General features: G+C 47.6%; 21 protein-coding genes. 15 read left to right on the forward strand and 6 right to left on the reverse strand.

Translation table 11 applies throughout. From position 1 onward, the window contains the following. Positions 1 to 54 precede the first annotated feature (54 nt). The 13 genes from Q0393_RS06780 to Q0393_RS06840 all read left to right on the forward strand — a co-directional run bounded on the left by Q0393_RS06780 (position 55) and on the right by Q0393_RS06840 (position 14106). Complete coding sequence (locus Q0393_RS06780; RefSeq protein WP_298978932.1) at positions 55 to 810, forward strand: A24 family peptidase; 756 nt, start codon at positions 55 to 57, stop codon at positions 808 to 810. After that, positions 803 to 1834, forward strand: a complete 1032-nt coding sequence (locus tag Q0393_RS06785; protein WP_298024948.1) for an LptF/LptG family permease — start codon at positions 803 to 805, stop codon at positions 1832 to 1834. Before Q0393_RS06780 ends, Q0393_RS06785 begins: the two co-directional genes overlap by 8 nt. Beyond that, the gene (locus Q0393_RS06790) at positions 1818 to 1970 is read left to right on the forward strand and encodes a hypothetical protein (RefSeq protein ID WP_298978933.1); all 153 of its coding nucleotides are present in this window, start codon (positions 1818 to 1820) and stop codon (positions 1968 to 1970) included. The genes Q0393_RS06785 and Q0393_RS06790 overlap by 17 nt, the downstream gene beginning before the upstream one ends. 452 nt (positions 1971 to 2422) lie before the next feature. Further along, the gene (truA, locus tag Q0393_RS06795) at positions 2423 to 3151 is read left to right on the forward strand and encodes a tRNA pseudouridine(38-40) synthase TruA (protein WP_298978989.1); all 729 of its coding nucleotides are present in this window, start codon (positions 2423 to 2425) and stop codon (positions 3149 to 3151) included. 233 nt (positions 3152 to 3384) lie between these two features. Beyond that, positions 3385 to 4326, forward strand: a complete 942-nt coding sequence (locus Q0393_RS06800; protein ID WP_298978934.1) for a TAXI family TRAP transporter solute-binding subunit — start codon at positions 3385 to 3387, stop codon at positions 4324 to 4326. An 8-nt stretch (positions 4327 to 4334) separates the two neighbouring features. Continuing rightward, positions 4335 to 6416: a TRAP transporter permease gene (locus Q0393_RS06805; RefSeq protein ID WP_298978935.1), complete on the forward strand. Its 2082-nt coding sequence runs from the start codon at positions 4335 to 4337 to the stop codon at positions 6414 to 6416. A gap of 677 nt (positions 6417 to 7093) precedes the next feature. After that, positions 7094 to 9217 carry a TonB-dependent receptor gene (locus Q0393_RS06810; protein WP_298978937.1) on the forward strand — a complete coding sequence of 708 codons (2124 nt, stop codon included), beginning with the start codon at positions 7094 to 7096 and terminating at the stop codon, positions 9215 to 9217. Beyond that, on the forward strand, positions 9211 to 10107 hold the full coding sequence (locus tag Q0393_RS06815) for an alpha/beta hydrolase-fold protein (protein ID WP_298978938.1): 897 nt from the start codon (positions 9211 to 9213) through the stop codon (positions 10105 to 10107). Before Q0393_RS06810 ends, Q0393_RS06815 begins: the two co-directional genes overlap by 7 nt. Before the next feature lie 169 nt (positions 10108 to 10276). After that, entirely contained in the window at positions 10277 to 10528 is a 252-nt protein-coding gene (locus Q0393_RS06820) for a hypothetical protein (protein WP_298978940.1), read from the forward strand. Positions 10529 to 10727: 199 nt separating this feature from the next. Then, positions 10728 to 11186: a CidA/LrgA family protein gene (locus tag Q0393_RS06825; protein ID WP_298978942.1), complete on the forward strand. Its 459-nt coding sequence runs from the start codon at positions 10728 to 10730 to the stop codon at positions 11184 to 11186. Continuing rightward, the gene (locus Q0393_RS06830; protein ID WP_298978944.1) at positions 11183 to 11875 is read left to right on the forward strand and encodes an LrgB family protein; all 693 of its coding nucleotides are present in this window, start codon (positions 11183 to 11185) and stop codon (positions 11873 to 11875) included. The genes Q0393_RS06825 and Q0393_RS06830 overlap by 4 nt, the downstream gene beginning before the upstream one ends. 9 nt (positions 11876 to 11884) lie before the next feature. After that, entirely contained in the window at positions 11885 to 12451 is a 567-nt protein-coding gene (locus tag Q0393_RS06835) for an AAA family ATPase (RefSeq protein ID WP_005873246.1), read from the forward strand. Positions 12452 to 12711: 260 nt separating this feature from the next. Then, positions 12712 to 14106 (forward strand): cytochrome C, encoded by a 1395-nt coding sequence (locus tag Q0393_RS06840; protein ID WP_298978945.1) that lies wholly within the window; start codon positions 12712 to 12714, stop codon positions 14104 to 14106. 467 nt (positions 14107 to 14573) lie between these two features. Here Q0393_RS06840 and Q0393_RS06845 read toward each other — a convergent pair whose 3' ends face one another. Beyond that, positions 14574 to 15311 carry a DUF2314 domain-containing protein gene (locus Q0393_RS06845; RefSeq protein WP_298978947.1) on the reverse strand — a complete coding sequence of 246 codons (738 nt, stop codon included), beginning with the start codon at positions 15309 to 15311 and terminating at the stop codon, positions 14574 to 14576. A gap of 311 nt (positions 15312 to 15622) precedes the next feature. Between Q0393_RS06845 and Q0393_RS06850 the strand changes: the two genes are divergently transcribed. Together Q0393_RS06850 and Q0393_RS06855 are read left to right on the forward strand one after the other, a co-directional pair. Next, complete coding sequence (locus tag Q0393_RS06850) at positions 15623 to 16681, forward strand: hypothetical protein (protein WP_298978950.1); 1059 nt, start codon at positions 15623 to 15625, stop codon at positions 16679 to 16681. Positions 16682 to 17003: 322 nt separating this feature from the next. Beyond that, positions 17004 to 17768: a hypothetical protein gene (locus tag Q0393_RS06855; protein WP_298978952.1), complete on the forward strand. Its 765-nt coding sequence runs from the start codon at positions 17004 to 17006 to the stop codon at positions 17766 to 17768. 328 nt (positions 17769 to 18096) lie between these two features. Here Q0393_RS06855 and folP read toward each other — a convergent pair whose 3' ends face one another. From folP to Q0393_RS06880, 5 genes are read right to left on the reverse strand one after another with little or no spacing between them, the layout of a single operon-like run. Then, the gene (gene folP / locus Q0393_RS06860; RefSeq protein ID WP_298978954.1) at positions 18097 to 19233 is read right to left on the reverse strand and encodes a dihydropteroate synthase; all 1137 of its coding nucleotides are present in this window, start codon (positions 19231 to 19233) and stop codon (positions 18097 to 18099) included. Next, positions 19230 to 19850 (reverse strand): DNA polymerase III subunit delta', encoded by a 621-nt coding sequence (locus Q0393_RS06865; protein WP_298978955.1) that lies wholly within the window; start codon positions 19848 to 19850, stop codon positions 19230 to 19232. Before Q0393_RS06865 ends, folP begins: the two co-directional genes overlap by 4 nt. Next, positions 19847 to 20380, reverse strand: coding sequence for a HobA family DNA replication regulator (locus Q0393_RS06870; protein WP_298705165.1), 534 nt, complete (start codon positions 20378 to 20380; stop codon positions 19847 to 19849). Before Q0393_RS06870 ends, Q0393_RS06865 begins: the two co-directional genes overlap by 4 nt. After that, complete coding sequence (locus Q0393_RS06875; protein WP_295151394.1) at positions 20380 to 21585, reverse strand: aspartate kinase; 1206 nt, start codon at positions 21583 to 21585, stop codon at positions 20380 to 20382. The genes Q0393_RS06870 and Q0393_RS06875 overlap by 1 nt, the downstream gene beginning before the upstream one ends. Further along, the gene (locus tag Q0393_RS06880) at positions 21585 to 22055 is read right to left on the reverse strand and encodes an RNA pyrophosphohydrolase (RefSeq protein ID WP_298978957.1); all 471 of its coding nucleotides are present in this window, start codon (positions 22053 to 22055) and stop codon (positions 21585 to 21587) included. The genes Q0393_RS06875 and Q0393_RS06880 overlap by 1 nt, the downstream gene beginning before the upstream one ends. Positions 22056 to 22181: the final 126 nt, after the last annotated feature.

The following is a 22181-nucleotide window of genomic DNA, read 5'->3' on the forward strand; positions in this document are numbered from 1 at the left end:
CTACCATAGAGCGTTTGATTAAATTTTAAAAAGTTAAAGCTCCAAAGGAAAAAGATGGATTTAAATATCGTTTACGGCGTGATTTTTGCGGTATTCGGCACCTGCGTAGGCTCGTTTTGCAACGTCCTGATCTACCGCCTGCCGCGCGGACAGAGCGTAAATTTTCCCGCTTCGCACTGCCCCAAGTGCTCTCACGCTCTGAAATTTTACCACAACATTCCGCTGCTTTCGTGGCTCTTTTTGGGCGGCAAATGCGCCTTTTGTAAAACCAAAATTTCGATCCGCTACCCGATCGTTGAGCTTTTAGGCGGCGCGCTTGCGCTTGCGGCGTATTTCGGCGAACCCGATCTTGCAAAAGCCGCGGTGCTTGGGCTTTGCTTCATATTACTTATGGCGCTTTCGGCGATCGATTTTGAGTATAAAGCCGTACCCGAGAGCCTTCTTTACGTAGTTACGGCGCTTTCGCTTGCTTATACGCTGATGTATGATTTTAATCTCAGCGGCGTGGGCGCGGCGGCGGGATACGCGGCGATATTTTTCGTGCTGCGCCTCATCGTTACTTTCGTGCTAAAGCGCGAAGCGATGGGAAGCGCGGATATTTTTATCGCGGGCGTTATGGGGGCGATTTTGGGCTGGAAGCTTGGCGGTATCTCGATATACATCGGCGCGATTTTGACGCTACCTGCGTATCTCATCGCGCACAAAAAGGGCTACGAGCTGCCGTTTGTGCCGTTTTTATCGATGGGACTGCTTCTTACTTTTATTTTTAGAGATCAAATTTTAAGGCTCTTGGACATCATTTATGGATAGGGTGCAGCGCTATTTATTTAGCAATTTCGTCGGCTCGTTCGCATCGCTTTTCAGCACGCTTTTTATCATAATGTCGATCGTCTTTTTTCTTCAGATCGCGCGTATTACGTCGTTTATCGAGATAAATTTTTCAGAGCTAGTCAAGCTATATCTTTTCATGCTGCCGCGTATACTCATATTTACGGTGCCGATCGCGTTTTTCGTAGCGCTTAGCATCTCCCTTTTTAGGCTATCTAAAGAGAACGAAACCATAGTAATATTTACCATCGGCTACGCCACGCGCAAGATCGCGCTATTTTTTGGCATAAGCGCCGCGCTGTGTTCCTTGGCGCTACTTTTCGTATCGCTTTTTATGATGCCGATAGCCGAAAATTTAAAGGACAATTTCATCGATTACAAAAAAATTAGCGCGACGCTAAATATCAAATCCAACGAATTCGGGCAGAAATTCTCCGACTGGCTCGTTTTTATCGATTCGCAGGAAAACAACGGCACAAGCACCCTGTATAAGGATCTGGTGCTGTATAATCCAGGTGGCTCGCAGGATCATGAGCGGATGATCGTAGCGCGCAGCGGCGAGTTTAAAAACGAAAACGCGAGCTTTTCGGCGATGCTACACGACGGCAAAATTTACACGATGGGCGGCGATCAGTGGCACGTAAGCGAGTTTGAAAGCCTAACTCTGCGCACGCAAAGCGACCGCAATATCCGCGGCGGAGGCGGCGTGATCGGATACTGGAGCGAGATGGGCGGCAGCGAAAAGCGCAGGAAGGAATTTAGCATCTACACCCTCGTCTCGCTCTTTCCGCTGGCGAGCTTTCTGTTTGCGCTAAGCCTCGGTATCGTGACCTATCGCTACGAAAAGGGCTTCGTTTACGCAGGGATTTTCGGCGTGCTTTTTAGCTACTTCGCGCTGATCATGCTACTCTCCAAACATCCGAGCATCGCGCTTCCCGTAACATTCGGCGTTACGCTTATCGCATCGTTGCTTTACTACAGGATCAAAATTGCCCCGAGGTACTGAAAAAGACTCCGAGCTTTGCGGCGGCGAAATTTTAAACAAAAGCTCGTCTGCTCGAAATTTAGCGGATAAAATTTCGACAAGTAAGCCTAGCGCGTCTAAAATTTTGCGTGGGGTAAATTTAGAACACGAAGCATAAAACGGGAGCAGGCTTTGATCTTAAACGACGGGTTTTCAAATTTTAAAAATTCCGCTCTTGCAAGTACGGCAAGCGATACAGCTGCCTATACTGTGCCCGATTGCGGTTTGAATCACGAAAGCGTCAGGCGAAATTTGGACGCCGTTTCCGCTAAAAAGACTACGCGCGCGGCAAATTTAAATTCCGCCCGCAAAAATTCCGCCGATACCGCCGCTTCCGATATTTGCGCGACAAGCATAGAAAAGATTTGCACAAGTCCCGCAGACGCCCGTGCCGCAAACTCTCTCAAAGCAGACGCCGCCTACAAAGCGGGTATTTCCGCAAACGCCCTCGCAAGCGCGTCCGAACTCAAAAATATTCTTGAAAGCTCGCCCGCAAGCGACTTCGCAGCGAGCGAACTTGCGCACATCGGCAAAATAAACACCCTGCCAAATACCACTGCAGATGCGTGCATCTTCGCAGCGAGCACAAACTCCGATCGGGTAAAGCTTAAACTCGTCTATTCCTACGACGGCTCGAAATTTAGCGGCTCACAGTCTCAGCCTCACGGGCTCGGCGTCGAGGACGTGCTGCGCGCGGCTTTGGGGCGAGTGGGGATCTTTGCGCCGCTTATCAGCAGCTCGCGCACCGATAAAGGGGTGCACGCGCTGCGCCAGGTAAGCTGCGTCGAATGTACCGTGCACTGGGAGCTGCCGCGTCTAAAAGAGCTCATAAATCGCCACTGCGCGCCCCATATTTTTGTGCAACACATCAGCCAGGTGCCGCGCGATTTTCATCCACGTTACGACGCCGTGGCGCGCTGTTATCGCTACGTTTTAAACCACGGACGCCCAAGCCCCTTTCTTAGCGATTTTTGCGTGTTTTATCCGCGCGTGGATCTTGCCGCGCTCAATGCTGCGCTTGCAAATTTCGTCGGCGAGCACGATTTTAGCGAGTTTATGAAAAGCGGCAGCGACATAAAAAGCCCTGTGCGCGAGCTCTACGTTGCGCGCGCCTACTCTTTTAGAAATTTGACCTTGATAAATTTTAAAGCCAACGGATTTTTACGAGCGCAGGTGCGGCTGATGGTCGCAAACGCCCTAAAATCCGTGCAGAGCGGGCGCAAGATCAGCTTCTCTCGAGCTCTTAGCAGAATCCCCTTTCCGCCGAACGGGCTGTATCTTAGCAGCGTAAGTTATTAAGGCTTGAAATTTATAGCGTTAAATTTTATCCACGGGCGTTTGGATTTCAAGCTTAGAATTTTATCGCGGTAAAATTCCGCATATCAGAGCAGATCGCCGAGCTACTTTGATATTAAATCACCTGCACCACGATGTGTAAAATCGTAAATTTGCGCGAAATTCGATCTATTTTTATTAGAATTTTATAGAAATTTAGCAATACTTTCAAACTTTTAACTCAAAAAGGAGCAAAGATGAAAAAATTTTCTGTTGCTTTGGCCGGTTTGGCCTTACTAGCTAGCGTTTCAGGCGCTAAGGAGTTCATCAATATCGGCACCGGCGGTATGACCGGCACCTATTATCCGGTAGGCGGCGCGATTTGCCGCTTGGTAAATATGGATAAAAATATGAAATGCTCCGTGCAATCGACGGGCGGCTCGACGTATAACGTCAATAACGTGCTTAAAAAAGAGCTAAATTTCGGCTTCGTTCAAAGCGACGTCGTCTATGATAAATACAACGGTACGGGCAAATTTCAAGGCGCGGCGGATAAAAATTTACGCTCCGTAATTTCGATCTATCCGGAGCTTTTGGCTTTCGTCGTCTCTAAAGATAGCGGTATCAAAGCTTACGGCGACGCTGCGGGCAAAAAGATCAATATCGGAAATCCAGGCAGCGGCAACGAGCTAACCAGCACGATAGTTTTTGAAAACTACGACTTTGATCTCAAAAAGCTCGCCCAGCACGGCGTCTTAACCGCGCAAGAATGCCCTATGGCGCTAAAAGATAAGAAAATCGACGGATACTTCTACGTCGTAGGACATCCGACCGCAAATATTACCGATGCGGCGACTTCGCTTCCTATCGACTTAGTCGGCATCGACGATGAGCATATTAAAAAAATTCTAGAAAAATATCCATATTTTGCCAAAGGCGTGATACCTGCAAAAATGTATGACGGCGTAGATCACGATACGCAGACTATCGGCGTAAAGGCCGTACTCGTAACCGACGCTAGCCAAAGCGACGAGGCGGTTAGGGCGGTAGTTAAGGCGATACTTAATAATTTCGACGAGTATAAAAAGCTACACCCTGCGTTAAATTTAGTGAGCAAAGAATCTCTTTTAGAGGGGCTTAGCGCGCCGCTTCATCCTGCGGCAGAGGCGGTGTATAAAGAAGCCGGGCTGCTGAAATAGGCTAGTTGATGGAGAAATCTACACAAAACGACGAGCAGGTTTTAGAGGTAAAAAGTAGAGAATTTACCTCTAAAAAGCTCTTCTGGCTCGTGACGCTGGTCTGCTTCGCGTGGTCGGTCTTTCAGCTTTACATCGCGTATTTTACGCTAAATACGAATATCGCGCGCTCAATCCACTTAGCGTTCGCCATTTTTATAATTTTTTCGCTTTTTCCGTTTCGCCCGCGCTCTAAAGCACATTTTTATATCCCGTTTTACGATTATATTTTATTAATCGTCGGAGTCGCCGCGATCTTGTATCCTGCAATAGAATTTAACGGGCTAGCGCAGCGCCCGGGAAATTATCTAACCAGAGATATCGTAGCAGCCTTTATAGGAATTTTCATACTCTTTGAAGCAGGTCGTCGTATGATGGGACCAGCGCTTGGCATTATCGCTTTTACCTTCCTTCTGTATTGCTACTTCGGTCCTTATATGCCCGATATCATCGCGCACCGCGGCGCAAGCTTTGAACTGCTTGCAGGGCATATGTTTTTAACTACAGAGGGCGTATTTGGCGTGCCGGTAGGGGTCAGCACCAGCTTCATCTATCTGTTCGTGCTATTCGGCGCGCTTTTGGAGCGAGCCGGAGCGGGGCAGTATTTTATAAACGTAGCGTTTGCGATTTTAGGTCGCTTCCGCGGAGGACCCGCCAAGGCTAGCGTAATCGCTAGCGGACTAACCGGCATGGTAAGCGGCAGCTCAACCGCAAACGTCGTGACAGTGGGCACCTTTACGATCCCTCTAATGAAAAAAGCAGGACTTACCGCCACTAAAGCGGGCGCTATCGAGGTCGCCGCAGGCGTAAACGGGCAGCTTATGCCGCCTATCATGGGCGCTGCGGCGTTTATCATCGCAGAATTTTTAGGTATGAGCTACACCAACGTAATGATCGCAGCGGTGATTCCTGCCTTCGTCTGCTACGCGGGGCTATTTTTTATCGTGCATCTGGAAAGCTGTAAGTTGGGGCTTCACGGCAGCCGCGATTACGCCAAGGTTTCAAAGCTAAAAATTATATTTAGCGGCATTCATTACATAATACCGATTTTGGTGCTTCTTTTTACTCTATTGATTCTAAAAGAAAGTGCGATCTCTGCAGCATTTAACTCGATCTGCGTGCTATTTTTAATAATGATCGTACAAGAGCCTGCAAAGAAAACGATATTTGGCGAAAAGGTTGGCAAGTCCGATTTTATCGTCGGCTTTGTCGATATTTTTTGGGCTATGGTGGGTGCTGCCAAAAATATGGTCACGGTAGCCGTTGCCACCGCGCTAGCGGGCATAATCATCGGCTCGATCTCGCTTACCGGGCTGGGACAGGTTCTTTCAGAGCTCGTGGAGGCGGTCGCGGGAAATAGCATAGTGCTGATACTTCTGATGACTGCGATAATGAGCCTGATTTTGGGCATGGGACTTCCTACGACGGCGAATTATATCGTCGTTTCAAGCCTGATTGCGCCAGTGATTTTGATACTAGCGGGCAAAAACGGCTTTTTGATCCCTGCGATCGCAGTGCATCTTTTCGTATTTTATTTTGGAATTTTAGCCGATGATACCCCTCCGGTGGGCATCGCCGCATACGCCGCCGCGGGCATCGCAAAGGCAAATCCGGTAACCGTGGGACTTCAGGGCTTTATTTACGATCTGCGTACCGCGGTGCTTCCGTTTGCGTTTTTCTTCAACAATAAGCTGCTTTTGATCCAAAGCATCGGCGATCCGATGGATTCAAAGAGCATCGTTTGGATCAGCGATCCACTGCAAATCGTGCTGATTTTTGCCACGGCGATCGTGGGCATGTTTGCCTTCAGCTCCTCGCTACAAGGCTGGTTTGTTACAAAATGTAATCCGCTAGAGCGCCTGCTATTACTGCTAGTAACGCCGTTAATGCTGGTGCCTAATATCTGCGCGAAATTTATAGAATTCATTCCGAGCGAATACGTTAGCTACGGCATCGGCGCTGCGATCTACGCGCTGATATTTGCAAAGCAGTGGGTTTTAAGACCTAAAGATTCGGGCGATTCGCACGCCGAAAATAGCACGCCTACGGCGTAAATCCAAATTTGATCTCGCTAAATTTTAAGATAAATTTGCGGGGTCTTATTAAATTTTATCTTCTTATTTTGCATTCTTGCGCCAGGATTTTAAATTTGAATCGACTCTTTACTATAAATTTAAAACCTCGGCAGATTATGCCGTGCTGATAAAACTATTTTAAAATTAAATCCGCCTATATAAACTACTCAAAATTTTAAATTGCGCCGAAGCGATTATGCCCCTTAGTAAGATAAATTTATTCATACGAAGCTACTGTGTTAAAAAACGTCGCATATTAATCCCATGCTAGTCTAATAATTATTGCAAGCCGCAGGATGCACGAAATCAATAGAGCAAAGCCGTTTTCGCGTTGCCGCTTGTAATGCCTTCGATAGTTTAAGATATACACGTCCACAAAAGCGAAAATGATTCTTAAAGCAGATAAAATCAAAAACTGTGCAAAATTTCTTCAAAACGATTTGATAATTAAGACCGGGCGTTATAAAATTTTACTTATTTACAGCAATTTCTTGATTATATGTTGTACTTTATTTAAAATAATTTTTATAAAAATATCGATGTAATGGGGAATTATTAGTTAAATTTAATTCTATAGAAATACTTTAATAATTAATATTAAATTTATCCGCTTTGAGTTATAATCCGCGATTAAATTTCAAAATAGAGGAACAAAAATGCAAAAAGATATGTATTTTAAAAAGGCGAAATTTATCGCATTATCGATATGCGCGAGCGTTTCGATTTTATGCGGCGTCGAAGGCTCACACCTAAGCAGTGACGCAAATAGCACGAATCTTGGCGAAATCGTAGTAAGCGCGAGCGGCTTTCGCCAAGATATCAGGCAGGCGCCGGCCTCCATTTCCACCTTGGATAATAAAGAGATATCAAGCGGCAGCTTCACTTCGCTGCACGATATCGCGAATAAAATGCCTGGCGTCAGCGTTATCGCAGGCGACGACGGCCCGGCAAGCGGGATATCTATCAGAGGAATGGAAAGCTCTCAAACCCTTGTGCTTATCGACGGCAAACGCGTAAGTTCCGCGGCGGCGAACCCAAAAGGCGGAGCGGGCGATATGAACTCGAATTTTATCCCGCCCGCAGGAGCGATAGAGCGTATCGAGGTGATTAGAGGACCGATGAGCTCGCTTTACGGGAGCGATGCAGTAGGCGGCGTGATAAATATCATTACGAAAAAGAATTTTTCTAAATTTAGCGGAAGTGCTGCTATATCTACAACTATCCAAGATCACGAGGGTATCGGAAACGGCAAGATGGGCGAAGCCTACGTCAATATTCCCTTCGGGCAGTATGCGGCGCTTCAGCTGTGGGGATATAAGAAACTGCGCGACGAGGACGGCTATAAGGGAGGCTATCAAAAGAGCGATAAATCGGATTCTAACGCAAAACTTTGGCTAATGCCGGATGAAAATAATAAATTTTACTTTCAAACCGGAAGACAAAATCATGATTATTCAAGGACTCTTGGTAAAACCGCCGTTTATCCCAACGCGCGTGGATTAAATCACTATAAATATAAAAGAGAAAATCACGGCGTCGGATATTTGGGCGAGTTTGAAAGCTTAAGCGCTGATATAAGTTATTTTTGGGACAAGACTCGCCGTACGAGCATTTTTGATAGCCTTTCGCCCGCAATCGTAAAAAATAGAAATTTTAATTCCAAATTTACGACTTATCTCGGTATAAATACGCTTACCTTCGGCTACGATTTTAGCAAACAGGATGTGCAAACGACTTTCATCGTTTCAAACGCGAGCAGGCAAAATTTACGCTCTCCGCAGCGATTTTCTATGAACGAGCATGCGGGATTTTTAGAGGACGAGATTGAAATTTTGGAAAATACGCTATTTTTAACGCTCGGCGGCAGGCTCACGCACAACGAATACTTCGGCAACCACTTTTCTCCTAGAGCCTACGCGACATTTAATATAGGCGACACTTGGACGATCAAAGGCGGCGTCGCAACCGGTTATAAAACTCCCAACGTCAATCAAATTTCGCCTGAAGTAGGCACGATTCAGGGCGGCTGGAGGATTATAGATTTCGGTAACAAGGATTTAAAGCCCGAGAAAAGCACGACCTACGAGATCGGGCTTTATTACGACAATGCAGACGATCTGCGCGGCAATATCACGCTATTTAAAAACGACTTCAAAGATAAAATTTTAGATACCGATGGCAGCAATATCAATAGGATTCCCGCTTACGGAGGCTGCGCCGGCGCGCCGAGCGTTAATTGTCCTGGTTGGGGAACGTATTTTAATATAGAAGGAGCCGAGGTTTACGGCGTTGAGCTGAGTGGCGATTACGATATTACTAAAAGGCTAAATTTCAAGGCAAACTACACCTATAGCCACTCCGAGATCGAAACCGGGGATCCTACGATCTATACGCCAAACGGCGCCGTTAAATTTAGCCAAACCAATCTTAGTAGGCTAGATGGCAAATCCCTGACCGCTACTCCGAAGCATGCCGCACATGCGACGCTTAGCTATAGGCCTATCGCTCCGCTTTCTACCTTTATCGGTCTTAATTACGAAAGTGAGCTTACAAGCGTACAATTCGGTCCGGGCAATAGAGTCAGCAAAAACGACAAAAAGCTTTTTACTACGGATTTGGGCGCACAATACGATTTAAACGATAATCTGAGCCTAAATTTAACCGCTTATAATATCTTTGATAACGTCCGATACGACGAGGGTCTCGCAGACGACGGCAATTACTATTGGTATCCCGAGGAGGGCAGGAGGTTTTGGTTTAAGGTAAACGCTAAATGGTAAGCCTAAAAAACTTCCTTGTGATATTCGACGCACTCTTTTTAGTATGCTTATTCGCTTGCGATCTGAGGGCAAAACCGCCGCAAAAGATTGAGCAGGCAAGTGAAGTTGCGCGCGAAATGTTTAACGTGAGCGATTTTATTCTAAAAAGCAAGAGCGGCGAAAAATATAAAATTTTTATAGCTCGCCAAAAAAATGTCGCTCGCTACGATAGGGTAGTTTTTATGGTTGATGCGAACGCGCAGTTTCCGATACTTTTAAACTCCTATGCGAAAATTTATGCGAATGGCGCAAAGCAAAACGCAAAAGCGGTGCCGAAATTAAGCAAAACCGTCCTTATAGTAGGTATCGGATACGACAGCCCGCTAGCGTATGATACTAAGCGTCGCACGAGAGATTTAACGCCTGCGGCGAGCGGCGAAGAATATGCAAACGGCGGCGGCGCGGGAGAATTTTACGATTTCGTAAAAGATGAACTATTTCCGCTCGTGGAGAAAAAATACTCTACGGCAAAAAGCGATAAAATTTACTTCGGACATTCGTTCGGCGGGCTATTCGGGATTTATGCTTTGCTGCGCGACGATGGGATTTTCGACGAGTTTTTTATCGCCTCACCTTCGTTGTGGTGGGGCGAATCACAGCTGATCAGAGATGCCCTAGACGAAGGAAAGCTTAGATCAAATTTAAAAGCGAAATTCATAATACTCGTTGCCGGCTCGCGTGAAATACGTAAAGGAAAAACCGATAAAGCGGGAATTTTAAAAGCGGCCGATCTAGCTGAAATTTTAAAAACAAAGGGGCTTTCTTGCGAGTTTAAGCTCTACGAAGGCGCTTCGCACGGCGAAGTAATCCCATTGGCTTTGCGAGATTTAGCGCTATTTACGCAAAGATAATTTTCTATTTAGCTGGTAAAGCCTTAATCTAAACCCGGCTCGTTTATATTTGCAAGCGTAAGACCGAGTGGCGCAGGCTCGCTGATCGCGCCGAAACGCGCCACCGGATTTAAGAAATTAAATTTTAAAGCTCTTTTGGCTAGTATCGCACAAATTTAAAGGATGGAAAATGCAAAGTTTCAAATGGCAGATTTCAAAACGGCTCAAACAGGCGATGCGCGAGCGAGATATCGATAACCTCGCGCTCGTGCGCCGCACGGACGAGCTGTATTCGCGCTCGCACCCGGGCCATGACGAGGATATGCGCGCCGAAGTTTACACGGTCTTGGACGAATACGCGCCCAACGTCGATATTGAAATTTTTGATCTAGTCTGCAAGGTTCTAGGCGTCAAAATTGAGCTAGGCGAGACGCTTGATTGAGTAGTCGTAGCCGAATTTTATCCGTGCCGCAAGGCTAAATTTAGCGTTACGATAAATCGCAAAATTCTACCTACAGCCTAGCTACAGAGCTTGCTTAAGTAAATTTTGCCGCAAAATTTCGCCCAAACCTAGCAAGATTAATATCTATTTTAACTGCAAAGTGCTAAATTTAGCCCTAAATTTTAATCCGAGGTAAACTTTGAACTACTTAATCCAATTTAGTGTGATTTTAGGAATATCTTTTGTTGCGGAGATTTTGGCGGCGCTCGTGCCTGTGCCGATCCCCGCTAGCATCTACGGGCTAGTCATTATGCTTTTAGCCCTGATCTTCAAACTCATCAAAGTATCGCAGATCAGAGAAACCGTGTCGTTTTTTATGCAGATTATGCCTGTGATCTTCATCCCGGCGGGCGCTGCGATCATCATCGCAGGCGACGCGCTACGCCAGCATCTTTTCGCAATCATCGCGATTACAGCAGTCTCTACGGTAGTAGTCATGGGTGCAAGTGGCGCGGTAACGCAAATTTTTTATAAAATTGCCCTCGCCCGCGTTAAGCGCAGGCTCTACGCAGCCGCGCACGAACAAGACGGCGTGAATACAAAGGGCGTGGATGCGAAGCTGGAGCGCGAAATTTTATCCGGAGACGACAAAAAATGAGAGAAATTTTAATGAACTCCGCTTTTTTCGGCGTGTTTTTGTGCCTAGGCTCGTTTGAGCTGGGACTTTATCTAAAAAAGCGCTTTAAGCTAACGATTTTCAACCCGCTTCTAATCGGTATCGTGCTTACCGTCTGCGTGCTTTTGGTTTTTAAAATTCCGTATGAGAAATTTAACGCCAGCGCCTCGCACATTAGCTTTTTCTTAACGCCGATCACCGTCTGTCTAGCCGTGCCGCTATACGAGCAGCTGGCGCTTTTGCGAAGTAATTTTTTAGCTATTTTTGCAGGACTGATTTCGGGTATGATCGCAGGACTAGGCAGCATCTACGCGATGTCGGTGATATTTGGGCTAAATCACACAATGTATGTCACGCTACTACCGAAATCCGTCACGGCACCGATCGGTATGGGTATCAGCGAAAGCTTAGGCGGCATCGTGACACTAACGGTAGCCTGCATCATCGCTACGGGCATCATCGGCAGCGTATTTGGCGAGGCGCTACTTAAAATTTTTGGCATCAAAAAGGCGATGGCAAAAGGTATCGCCCTAGGCTGCGCGAGCCACGCGATGGGAACGGCACGCGCTCTTGAGATCGGTGACGTAGAGGGCGCGATGGCGTCTTTAGCGATGGCGGTTACGGGGCTTCTTACCGTCATCGGCGCCGGTATATTTGCACATTTCATCTAAGGAGAAAATATGATAATCTCGATCGCTAGACAAACGGGCGCAGGCGGGCGCGAAACCGCGCGCAAACTAGCCGAGCGCTTAGGCTACACCTATCTAGCCAAGGCGGATCTGCTCCGCAAAGCAGACGAGCTTGGCTGCTTCGAGCAGATGTATGAGTTCTACAACGAAATGCCCGTAAATACGCTACTTCAGGCAATATCGCACAACGAGCTAGCCAATGAGCAAAAGCGCGATCGCATCGTAGCAATCTACGAGAAGATCGTCTCGGGCGGCAACGTTATAGTGCTTGGGCGCTGCGCCGGGTTTTTCTTGCGCGGACATCCGGATCTGCTGACGGTATTTTTACGCGCGAGCGATGAGTTTAAGCTCGCTAGATTGGAAAAAGAGGGTCACACCGACGCGCGAGAGTATATGGAAAACAGCGACGCAGGCAGGATGAGTTTTCATCAATACTACACCAACCAAGTCTGGGGCGCATCCGCCAACTACAATATCTGCATCGACACGTCGTATTGCGGCATCGATAATGCGGTAAATATCATCGAGTATCTAGTCAAACATCACATTGAAAAGTGATTTGCGCCTAAGAGCATAAAAGTGGAATTTATCTTTTCGAAGATGAATTTCACTTGATCTCGCAAACCCACCCTACTTCTATTGTAATTTAAAATTCACATCTCTTTCAGCTTGAATTCCATTTGTAAATGACGCATTTTAGGTGTATTAAAGCCTCGAATTCAATGCGACATTAAATTCTAAACCGCGCTTGATCGCCATAAAACAGTAAAATTTAGCTAAAATTTGACGAAATTTAAATCCAAATTTAAGGAGATAAAATGCAAAGCAAAGCCCATCTATGCCCAAAATGCGGAGAAAACACGATCTATTTCGACGGCATCTGCCACTCGTGCCGCCAAAAGCAGAGGCGAGAGGAGATTTTAAACCTAGGCGCGGGCGAAGTGGAGGCGATGATCCTAAAAATCGCAGACCGAATCGATGAGATCGAAAAATGGGATGAGATTTGTAACGATTTTTGGGCGCTTTTTAGCCTGCTGGATATCCACGATCCAAGGATCGCGCGAGCTGCGGCAGCGAAGCAGATCTACTATCCGCCTGAAATCTACTTCGGCGCGCCTAAGGACGTAAGAGACTCGCTCATAGCCAAACTAGACTCGCTACAAGATAACTCCAAAAACGCGCTAAATCACCTTCTGCGCTCGCTTGCGTGGCAGGGCGACGAGCAGACGATGCAGCTTTTTTACGAGCTGTATCAAAACCCGAGGCCGTGGCGCCAAAAGCTCTACGCAGGCACTGAAATTTACGCGCAAATCGGCGGTTGGAGCTTTGATCAGAGGGGCGAGCGAAAATCGCTCGTTTTTGATAAGTGCCTCGCGGTAGTGCGCGCGAGAGACGGCGCGGAGAAAAACGGTGGCTGCGCGAACGGGCGCGGAGATGAAAACGCAAACGAAATTTCAAATTTCAAAGGCGGCGCGGGCGGCGAAAATTACGAACAAAACGCGCAAAACGGCGTGGATAAAACTTCAAATTTACACGCGGGCGCGCAAAGTGCTCACGCAAGCATGGACGAAGACGCGATCTTGCAGAACGAACGCGCGAATTTCAAATCAGACGCGCAAAAAGACGCTAGTGGCAGTTTAAATTTAAGCGAAAATGCAAAGGACGCCCGCTACGAAGGCGCAAACCAAAACGCGGATGAGCCCGTACAAATCGGCAAACCTACGGGGCAAAAGTGCGAGTTTTGCGGCTGCGAGATGCTCGATATGCTGCGTCTTAAGGCCGATGAGCCGCGGCTTGCGTTTTTAAATTTAAAGCGCGACGCGATCTTTCGCTGCTGCCCGACCTGCGTCGGTTCGGTAATGTATTTTTGCAAATGCGGCGCGGACGGCGAACTGCAGATGCGCTGCGAGGGCGAAGGGATGGAGAAAAGCTACTTTTCTCAGCAGGATATGGCGCGGCTGAGCGGTATGAAATTTAAGCTAAGCGGCGAGGTTTCGCCTTTTTACGGCTGCTTTAGCGAGCTTGATACGACCGTGGGCGGCTATCCGCAGTGGGTGCAGGACGCCGCGTATCTGAGCTGCCCTAGCTGCGGCGGGACGATGAAGCATCTAGCGCAGATCCCATTCGGCGAGCTGGTGCAGGGCGAGGGGATCATATACGTGCAGATCTGCGAGAAATGCGAGGTTTTGGGCGGCTGCTTTCAGTGCACGTGAGGGTAGGCTTTTAAAATTTGCGCCCCGCGCCCGCGCAAAAATCGGCGTCGTGTTCTTTAAATTTAATCAAGACGGAGCTTATGGGCTATTTGGCCTCGGCAAAAAGAATAGGCGCTAGTTAAATTTACAAGCCATAAAATTTAACCTCGCCGGCGTTTCGCGCAATAACTGAATTTGGCTAATGAAATTTTATCAAAGCAGTTCGCACTGTAACCAAATATATAAATCTAGCGAGCCTAAATTTTAAAAGTTTCAAATTTTAAATAAGCCCGCCGTGCTATATCGGACGTATTCGGCGACAAACGGATTTACAAGCGGCGAAATTTAAACAATGCCCGCAACGGTATTCGGCACATCTAGCGATAATAAAATTTTCATCTCGCACGCAGCCTAATTTATCGCCATAGACTTGCCACTAAATTTCACAAATGGCAAAAGCTAAATTTCAAGCGAGAAATTTGCGTCGCCTACTTACTAAGCGCCTCCGCGACGTGATCCCAGCCGAGCACTCTAGCATAATCGAGCGCGGTTTTGCCGTGGATATTTTTAGCGTTTTTATCCGCACCCTTAGCAAGCAAAAGCTCAACTCTCGTCAGATTGCCCGCGATCGCCTCGTGGTGCAGCATCGTGTAGCCCTCATCGTCCGTGCGCGTGATCTCGTCTGGATACCCGCGCAAAAACTCCTCGAAATTTTTCTTCGTATTGACGCTCATCGGGTGCTCGGTTAAATTTTGCGGATGCTCCTGCTGCTCGTACGCCACCAACACGACGTCAGGATCGCCGAAATTTAACCCCCATGCCTCATCGTGTTCGGCGCGCTCGCTCTGGCTCATAGCTTTGCGCATCGCCTGCACGCTAAAACCGCCGTAGGTCTTGCCCTCTATCGCAAACATCCAGTCGCTGATCTGCTCTAGCGGCACCGAGACTTGCTCGCCGTTTTTGACGTTGCTTAGCACGTTCGGGTCGTTTACGAGCACGCCGCAAACGCGCTCGCCGTCAAAATACACGTCGTTTACCCACATATGCTCGACCTCGGTGCTGCCGTTTAGCTCTTGCGAAAAGGCGACCTTGACGCAGGCAAAGCTAAGCGCAGGGACGATGCGGAGGCGCTCCCAGTACAGCTCGCGCCAGAAGTAGCGAAAGCTCTTTCGCGCCTGCTCGAATGCTTTTAGCATCGCCTCATCTTCGCCGTTCGCGTAAAACACGGACTAGCTCTCTTTTGCGTCTTTTGCCGCGGCGTTTTCATCCTGCGCGCCTTTGCTATCGCTATCTTTCGAGCACGCGTCATCGCCGCCGAATAGTTTTTTAAATAGTCCCATTTGCCCTCCTTAAATTTAGTTGAGATTCGTATTGTATTTTAAATTTACTTTCATTTGCCTGATTAAAATGGCGGGTAAAATTTCACCGCACGAGCCGTATAGCGGAGCGCAGAAGAGCAGGGCGGTCTTACGGCTTGCGTTCCGCGTCTGCAAAAATTAAGCTATAATTGCGTTTAAATTTAATTAAAGGAGAGATTATGGGGCTATTCAGTTTGAGCAAAAAGGCTGAGAAATCGCAGGAGCCGAGCACGTTCGCGGGCAGAGTGGATAAATTTTGGGCGGAATTTAGCGGCATGGTAGACGAGATCAAGGCCGATTTGGCGGCGAAGGAGTTTGAAAAGGCGATGCAAAAGACCGACGAAAAGCTTCGCATCTGCCTTGCCGAGCCTTATTTTATGACGGGGCTTGCGGGCGATAAGCTCGATCTGGTGCTAACTCCCGAGGGCATGAGGCACCGATTATTTTGGCTAAGCTTTATCAAAAACGCTATGCCTAGGCAGCTTGAATCCAAGATGCTCTGCACGCTCGGAAAGCCGCGCGCGCCGCGAGGTATCGGCGGGATCGAGATGTATGACACGAGCGTAAACGCCGAGGAGTCGATGATCTACGCGCAGTTTAACGAAAGCGACGTGGATATCAAAATTTACAATGCAAATTTAGCGGCTCTGCTCGCGCAGGACGAGGGCAAGGCCTATAACCTTAGCTTTATCCTGCTTGACAATATGATCGGCGAAACGGCGATCATAAATACGCTAGGCGAGCTCGAGGTGCTGGCCCAGCCGCAGGAAAACGGCGTGCCGCTAAGCGAATTTGCCGATCTGGTCGATGAGAAATTCGGCGAAAAAGCCGCGCGCGAACCGCTAAAGAATTTTTTCAGCTACGAGATGGAGCCGCGCGGTAGCGAGGTACGCGAGGACGTGATCGTAGGCACCACCTGCCTAACGGCCATCGTAAATCAATATCTAAACGGCGAACGCGACATCTATAACGAAGCCTTCGAGCTCGGCATCAAATTTTGCTTTCTTAGCATAGGTAACGGCGGCGACATGCAGGCGGGCTTTGATCTGAGAAACAAGATCGAGGACGAGGAGCTAGAAAGCTGCAGCTCATTTCTAGAGATAATCGGCGGCGCAACCGGGCAGAGGCACGCATACATCGATCTCATCTGCTATGACGAGGAGAGGCTAAAAGAAAAAGTAAGCGAGCTTTGCAAAAAATACGGTGCGAATATAGAAATCCACGACTTTAAGCGGTAGCGGCCTCTGTTTTTGCGGCAGATAAATTTGAGATTTTGCGCCATCGCAGAAAATAAATTTTAAAATTCTATGCCGCCGCGTAAAATAAATTTAAAATTTGCCGCGCCGCACGCTTTTCGTTCGGTTTTGCCATTTCGCCGACACGCGGTAAAATTGAGCGAGCCGTGAGCTTGCGATATAAATTTTGGCGATTTAGCAGTAAATTTTAGTAAAATTTGCGAGGTTCGCAGTGCGAATTTACGATGATAAAATTTTGCTTCGGTTTCAGTACAAAGCGCGCCGATTAAGAAGCTTAGGAAAGATAAAATTTTAAGGGACGAACATGAAAATTATCTCGAAATTTAAAGATAATTACGATTTTATGGTGTCAAAATACGGACTTGACGAGACTTTGGTCTATGACCGCAGAAACTCTACTCTAGTAGGTGCGGACGAGCTATGGAGGCTTGATGAGGGCGATAAAAAGGTCTTTGAAAGAAAGCTTAGCGGGTACCGCTTTATCCGCGGTAAATTTATAAACTGGAGCAAAACTGACGTAAATAAACTGCCGCGCCTGCTTCACTCCGTGATTTTCATCGGCAAAAATTTAGTCCATATTTTCGCCTCTCAGAGTAAAATTTACACAAGTCTAGAGTTTGACGAGACGGAGCTAAGAAGGCAGTATCAGAATGACAGAACTTTGAGCTTTAGCGATGGATTTCGTGCCCATATCGTCTCATGGCTAAGCAAGATGATCGGCAAGCAGGCTACGCGCGAGGAAATTTTGCAGCTCGTGGCGTTAGAGGACGACCGCAAAACGACGCTAAAAAATATTGTTCGCGACGATAAAATTATAAGCAAAGATGAAATTTTGAGCGCCCCAATCGTATTTTTTAAGCTCACGCAAAGCATTCACACCGCAGCGATAAATCCGCAGCTTAACGCGATGGGGTTTTATCTAGATGCCGACTTTGTCTGGCAAAGCCTAGTCGAGTTTTTATCCGCCAAAAAGGACGCCTCCGCTCCGGCGGGCACGATACCGAATGATATAAAAATCACTAGCAAGGGCTTTGACGTAAAGCGCTCGTTTCGCCCAAAAATGAAATAACTCGGCTCGCGCAGCAAATAATCCGTACAATCGTCGCTAGAATTTATCCCTTTTTACTTCGCTGCTTGACGGATCGCATAAATAGAGCGAAATTTTATAAATTTTTAAAATTTAGGTAAACAAGCACGCAAAAGCTTAGGCGCGAAATAAAATGTGGATAAAATTCCGCAAAAGCTCTTTTGCAAAATTTATAAAAATTATAAAGATTGACTAGGACAAATTTTAAGATTCTATAAAAGCGGATTTAATCAACATCCTGCAAGGCCATGAAATTTCAAGAAAATCCCATAGAATTTCGCAGAATTCCGATAAGTTTTTTGAAATTTTACTATAGCAGAATCCGATCCATCGCGCGCATTAGCCGCAGCATTTGAACGTGTTCGAAAACGTCATGCGTGCGGATGATCGCGGCGCCGTTTAAAGCGGCGACCTGGTGCAGGTACAGCGAGCCTGCGAGCCTATCCGCGACCGCGGAGGGGCTGTAAAAATCGATAACGCTCTTTCTGCTTGCACCTACAAGCAGCGGGCAGCCGAAGTGCAAGAAATGCTGCAAATTTTTAATCAGCACCAAATTTTGCTCGGCGGTTTTGCCAAAGCCGATGCCCACGTCAAGGATGATCTTTTTAAGCCCCGCGCTTTGCAGCTGCTGCAAATTCTGCGCAAAAAACTCATCGATCTCGCCCATCAGATCGTCATATTTGGGCGCAAGCTGCATATTTTGCGGCTTTCCTTGCATGTGCATCAGTACGTAAGCGGCGTCGTAGCGAAGCGCAAGCGGGGCAAGAGCGAGGTTTGCGCTGATGTCGTTGATGATGCTAAAGCCCCGATCTAGCGCAAATTCCAAACAATACTCATCAAAGCTATCGAGGCTAAATTTAGCCTTTTCATGCAGACGCAGGCGATAAATTTCGTTCAGCACGTCCTTTATGCGCGCAAACTCCTCACCCCTGCCGCAGTACCGGCTGCCAGGGCGCGAGCTCACGCCGCCGATGTCGATGATAGCGGCGCCCTGCTCAATCATCTTTTCGATCTTATTGGTCGCCTCTTTTAAGCTTGCCGCACGGCTTGCGGGGTTAAAGCTATCGGAGTTGATGTTTACTACGCCCATTATTTCGCAGCTTTGCGGCTTAGTAAATTTCTCGCTTAGAAATTTCGCGAGCTCTTTTAGCCCGAAATCCTGCAGAGCTTCCTTTTGCGCCAAAGCTTCAATCTGGCGGTCGTTTGCGATCAAAACCGCGTCCGTATTGTCGCGCCCCAAGATCACCCCTTCGTTGCACGCAAGCTCAGCGTCGATGCTAAGGGCATCCTGTTTTAAAATATTCGCCGCGGGCGCGCGCAGATCTTTTAGATAGAAAAAGTTTAGGCGCGATTTTTTCTGCATTATCGCCCGCCCCGCATTTCGTACGCCGATGCGCTCGCAAATCAGCGCGAAATCGGCTTCGTTTGAAATTTTATAAATTTTCATCTTTTCTCCTCGATCATTAACAGTAACGGAGTAAGTACGGCATGGGCTTTGGCGTTGTGCTCGGCGAGGTAACTTAAGCGGTCAATCCGCTGCAGCTCATCGCCGCTTAGACTGACGCCTGCTTCGAAGCACTCTAACGCGATCTCGCCGATGAGCGCTTTTAGCGCCGTTTTGTCCAGCTCGCCCTTGCGCTCCAGCGCGATCTGCGCGTCGATAAACTCCACCGCTTCCTTTAGGCTGAGCCTGGCTAAATTTAGCCCGGTGCGATATCTGGGCTTTCGCACACAGAGGTTTTGCACCACGAGGCGCGAGCGGATAGTAGGCAGCAGGGCGTTGATGAAGGGGGTGATCAGGAAAAACACGGTATTTTTGGGCGGCTCCTCTAAAATTTTAAGCAGAGCGTTTTGCGCCTCCTCGCCGAATTTCGTAGCGGCGATAACGATGATCTTATCCTCGAGCTCGGCGACGTAGGCTTCATCGATGATCTTTCGCGCCTCGTCGATCTTAAGTTCAGTGCTTTCAAAAAACCTTAAATTTTTGCGCGGAATTTCGGCTAAAATTTTATCTTTAAAGCCCTCATAATCGCCTGTTAAAACGATCTGATTTATGATTTTCAAAGCACCACTTCGTCAAAAAGCACGGCGTCGATGCTTTTGTCTAAAATTTTAAAAAGCTGGATTAGTTTGAGATCCAGGCTCGGATCGCTCTCGCTCATGTAAAAGCTATTTTGCAGCCTCTCGTCGATGAGCCACAGATAGCTGTCCTCGTGACTTTTGGCGATTTTAGCTAGCGGATGGTTGCCGTTGCCGATGTAAAAATATATAAAGCCGTTGGCAAACGCGAGGCTTAACATATCGTTTAGCAGCAGCGCGTCCTCCAGGCTATTTACGCCGCCGCGATAAAGCGAACGCAGCGAAAAAAACGGCAGCAGCGGGCGGGAGTTGGTCGAGGAGTTGATCTTTTTGATGATGTATTCGCTAAACCAGCTTCGCTCATCGTCGCAGATGACGATGAAAGCAAAGCCGTCGTGGAGGAATTTAAGCTTTGAAGCCAAAAGCGGAGTCCAGTCCTCCTTGCGATTCTCGAGCCACTCGAGTCCGGGCTCGGAGCGCATCGCCGTGACGCTCCAAGTGTGCAGATCCTGCATTATTTATCCAAATCGTAGGCTTTATGCAGCGCGCGCACGGCGAGCTCGCCGTATTTAGCCTCTACGATCATCGAAATTTTAATCTCGCTCGTGGAGATCATCTGGATATTTATCCCTTCGTCCGCGAGCGTCTTAAACGCCTTGCTGGCTATGCCGCTGTGGCTTTTCATACCCACTCCAACCAAAGAAACCTTCACGATATCGGCGTCCGATTCGATGATAGAATTCGGATTTGGATTTACCTCTTTCATTACCGCATAAGCAGTCTGCAGCTCATTTTGCGGCACGGTAAAGCCCAAATTCGTCTCGCCGTTTCGTCCGATATTTTGCACGATCATATCGACGTTGATCTCCTTGCTCGCAAGCGCGGAGAAAATTTCAGCCGCGACGCCGGGGCGATCCTCTACGTTTCTAATCGTAATTCTTGCTTGATTTTTATCCAGTGCAATGCCGCTAATTACCGCATCTTCCATCTTTTCTTCTCCTGTTATGAGTGTTCCTTCATGATCGTTAAAACTGCTTCGCGTCACCAAATTTACATTTAATTTCTTCGCAAGCTCGACGCTTCGATTTTGCAAAACCTTCGCCCCCAAACTCGCAAGCTCAAGCATCTCGTCGTAGCTGATGCGATCAAGCTTCTTGGCTTTGGGCTCGATGCGCGGATCGGTCGTATATACGCCGTCTACGTCGGTGTAAATTTCGCACAGGTCGGCATTCAGAGCTCCTGCGACGGCGACTGCGCTAAGATCGCTTCCGCCTCGCCCGAGCGTAGTTACTTCGCCTGCGGTACTAATGCCCTGAAAGCCCGCGACGACGACGATTTTGCCCTGCTTTAGCGCCTCTTGCATACTTTTTGGATCGATAGAGACGATGCGAGCTTTGGTGTGAAAATTATCCGTCACGATGCCCGCGCCTCGCCCGCTAAACGCGATCGCAGCATAGCCCTTAGCATTTAGCGCGATAGCTAAAAGTGCGCTCGTAACGCGCTCACCCGAACTTAGCAACACATCCATCTCTCTGCCTACGGGGGTTTTCGTAAAAAATTCCGCCTGCTCGATGAGCTGATTGGTAACGCCGCTCATCGCAGAGACGATTACCGCGACATCGTGTCCTTCGTTTTTGGTTTTTATCACGCGCTGCGCAACCGCCTCGATCCGCTCTAGCGTGCCGACGCTCGTACCGCCGTATTTTTGAACGATCAGCATTAAATGTAACCCTCCTCCTTAAAATATTTTAAAACCGTCGCGTAAATCGGCTTTTTGAAGTGATTTACGTGCCTTAAAACCTCATTTGCGCCTACGAATTTAAATGCGTCGAACTCCGGAAGTTTAGTATTGATGTTTATATCGGCTAAGCTTCGCAATCGTACTAAAAAATATCTTTGAATTTGCCCATCGTATGGGCGCATCTTTTGAGCTACCCCATCAGGAAAGTCGTAGCTAAGCCACTTTGGGCACTCAGCGATGATATCGACTTTGCTTGTTCCGATCTCCTCACCGAGCTCTCTGCGGATCGCCATCTTAGGCGTCTCACCATCGTCGATACCGCCTTGAGGAAACTGCCAAGCGCCTTTGATGTCGCTTCGTTGCGCAATCAAAATTTCGCAATTAAACGGATACGAGGGCGAAAGTACGACTGCAGCGACATTCGGTCTGTAATTTTTCTCTTTTTCCATCTCGTTTTCTCACAAAAAATTTCTCAAAATTCTACCTAAAAATATTAAAATTTGCGTTAAGAGGCTTAAAATTTATATAAATTTTCAAATTAATTCGCTAAATTTTGCGACATAAATTTAGCCTAT

This window comes from uncultured Campylobacter sp. (assembly GCF_938015785.1).
Classification (GTDB): domain Bacteria; phylum Campylobacterota; class Campylobacteria; order Campylobacterales; family Campylobacteraceae; genus Campylobacter_B.

Coding starts and splice junctions, on each gene's coding strand:
- Q0393_RS06780 (WP_298978932.1), top strand. CDS start 55: ATGGATTTAAATATCGTTTACGGCGTGATTTTTGCGGTATTCGGCACC.
- Q0393_RS06785 (WP_298024948.1), top strand. CDS start 803: ATGGATAGGGTGCAGCGCTATTTATTTAGCAATTTCGTCGGCTCGTTC.
- Q0393_RS06800 (WP_298978934.1), top strand. CDS start 3,385: ATGAAAAAATTTTCTGTTGCTTTGGCCGGTTTGGCCTTACTAGCTAGC.
- Q0393_RS06805 (WP_298978935.1), top strand. CDS start 4,335: ATGGAGAAATCTACACAAAACGACGAGCAGGTTTTAGAGGTAAAAAGT.
- Q0393_RS06810 (WP_298978937.1), top strand. CDS start 7,094: ATGCAAAAAGATATGTATTTTAAAAAGGCGAAATTTATCGCATTATCG.
- Q0393_RS06815 (WP_298978938.1), top strand. CDS start 9,211: ATGGTAAGCCTAAAAAACTTCCTTGTGATATTCGACGCACTCTTTTTA.
- Q0393_RS06820 (WP_298978940.1), top strand. CDS start 10,277: ATGCAAAGTTTCAAATGGCAGATTTCAAAACGGCTCAAACAGGCGATG.
- Q0393_RS06830 (WP_298978944.1), top strand. CDS start 11,183: ATGAGAGAAATTTTAATGAACTCCGCTTTTTTCGGCGTGTTTTTGTGC.
- Q0393_RS06835 (WP_005873246.1), top strand. CDS start 11,885: ATGATAATCTCGATCGCTAGACAAACGGGCGCAGGCGGGCGCGAAACC.
- Q0393_RS06840 (WP_298978945.1), top strand. CDS start 12,712: ATGCAAAGCAAAGCCCATCTATGCCCAAAATGCGGAGAAAACACGATC.
- Q0393_RS06850 (WP_298978950.1), top strand. CDS start 15,623: ATGGGGCTATTCAGTTTGAGCAAAAAGGCTGAGAAATCGCAGGAGCCG.
- Q0393_RS06855 (WP_298978952.1), top strand. CDS start 17,004: ATGAAAATTATCTCGAAATTTAAAGATAATTACGATTTTATGGTGTCA.
- folP (WP_298978954.1), bottom strand. CDS start 19,233: ATGAAAATTTATAAAATTTCAAACGAAGCCGATTTCGCGCTGATTTGC.
- Q0393_RS06870 (WP_298705165.1), bottom strand. CDS start 20,380: ATGCAGGATCTGCACACTTGGAGCGTCACGGCGATGCGCTCCGAGCCC.
- Q0393_RS06875 (WP_295151394.1), bottom strand. CDS start 21,585: ATGCTGATCGTTCAAAAATACGGCGGTACGAGCGTCGGCACGCTAGAG.
- Q0393_RS06880 (WP_298978957.1), bottom strand. CDS start 22,055: ATGGAAAAAGAGAAAAATTACAGACCGAATGTCGCTGCAGTCGTACTT.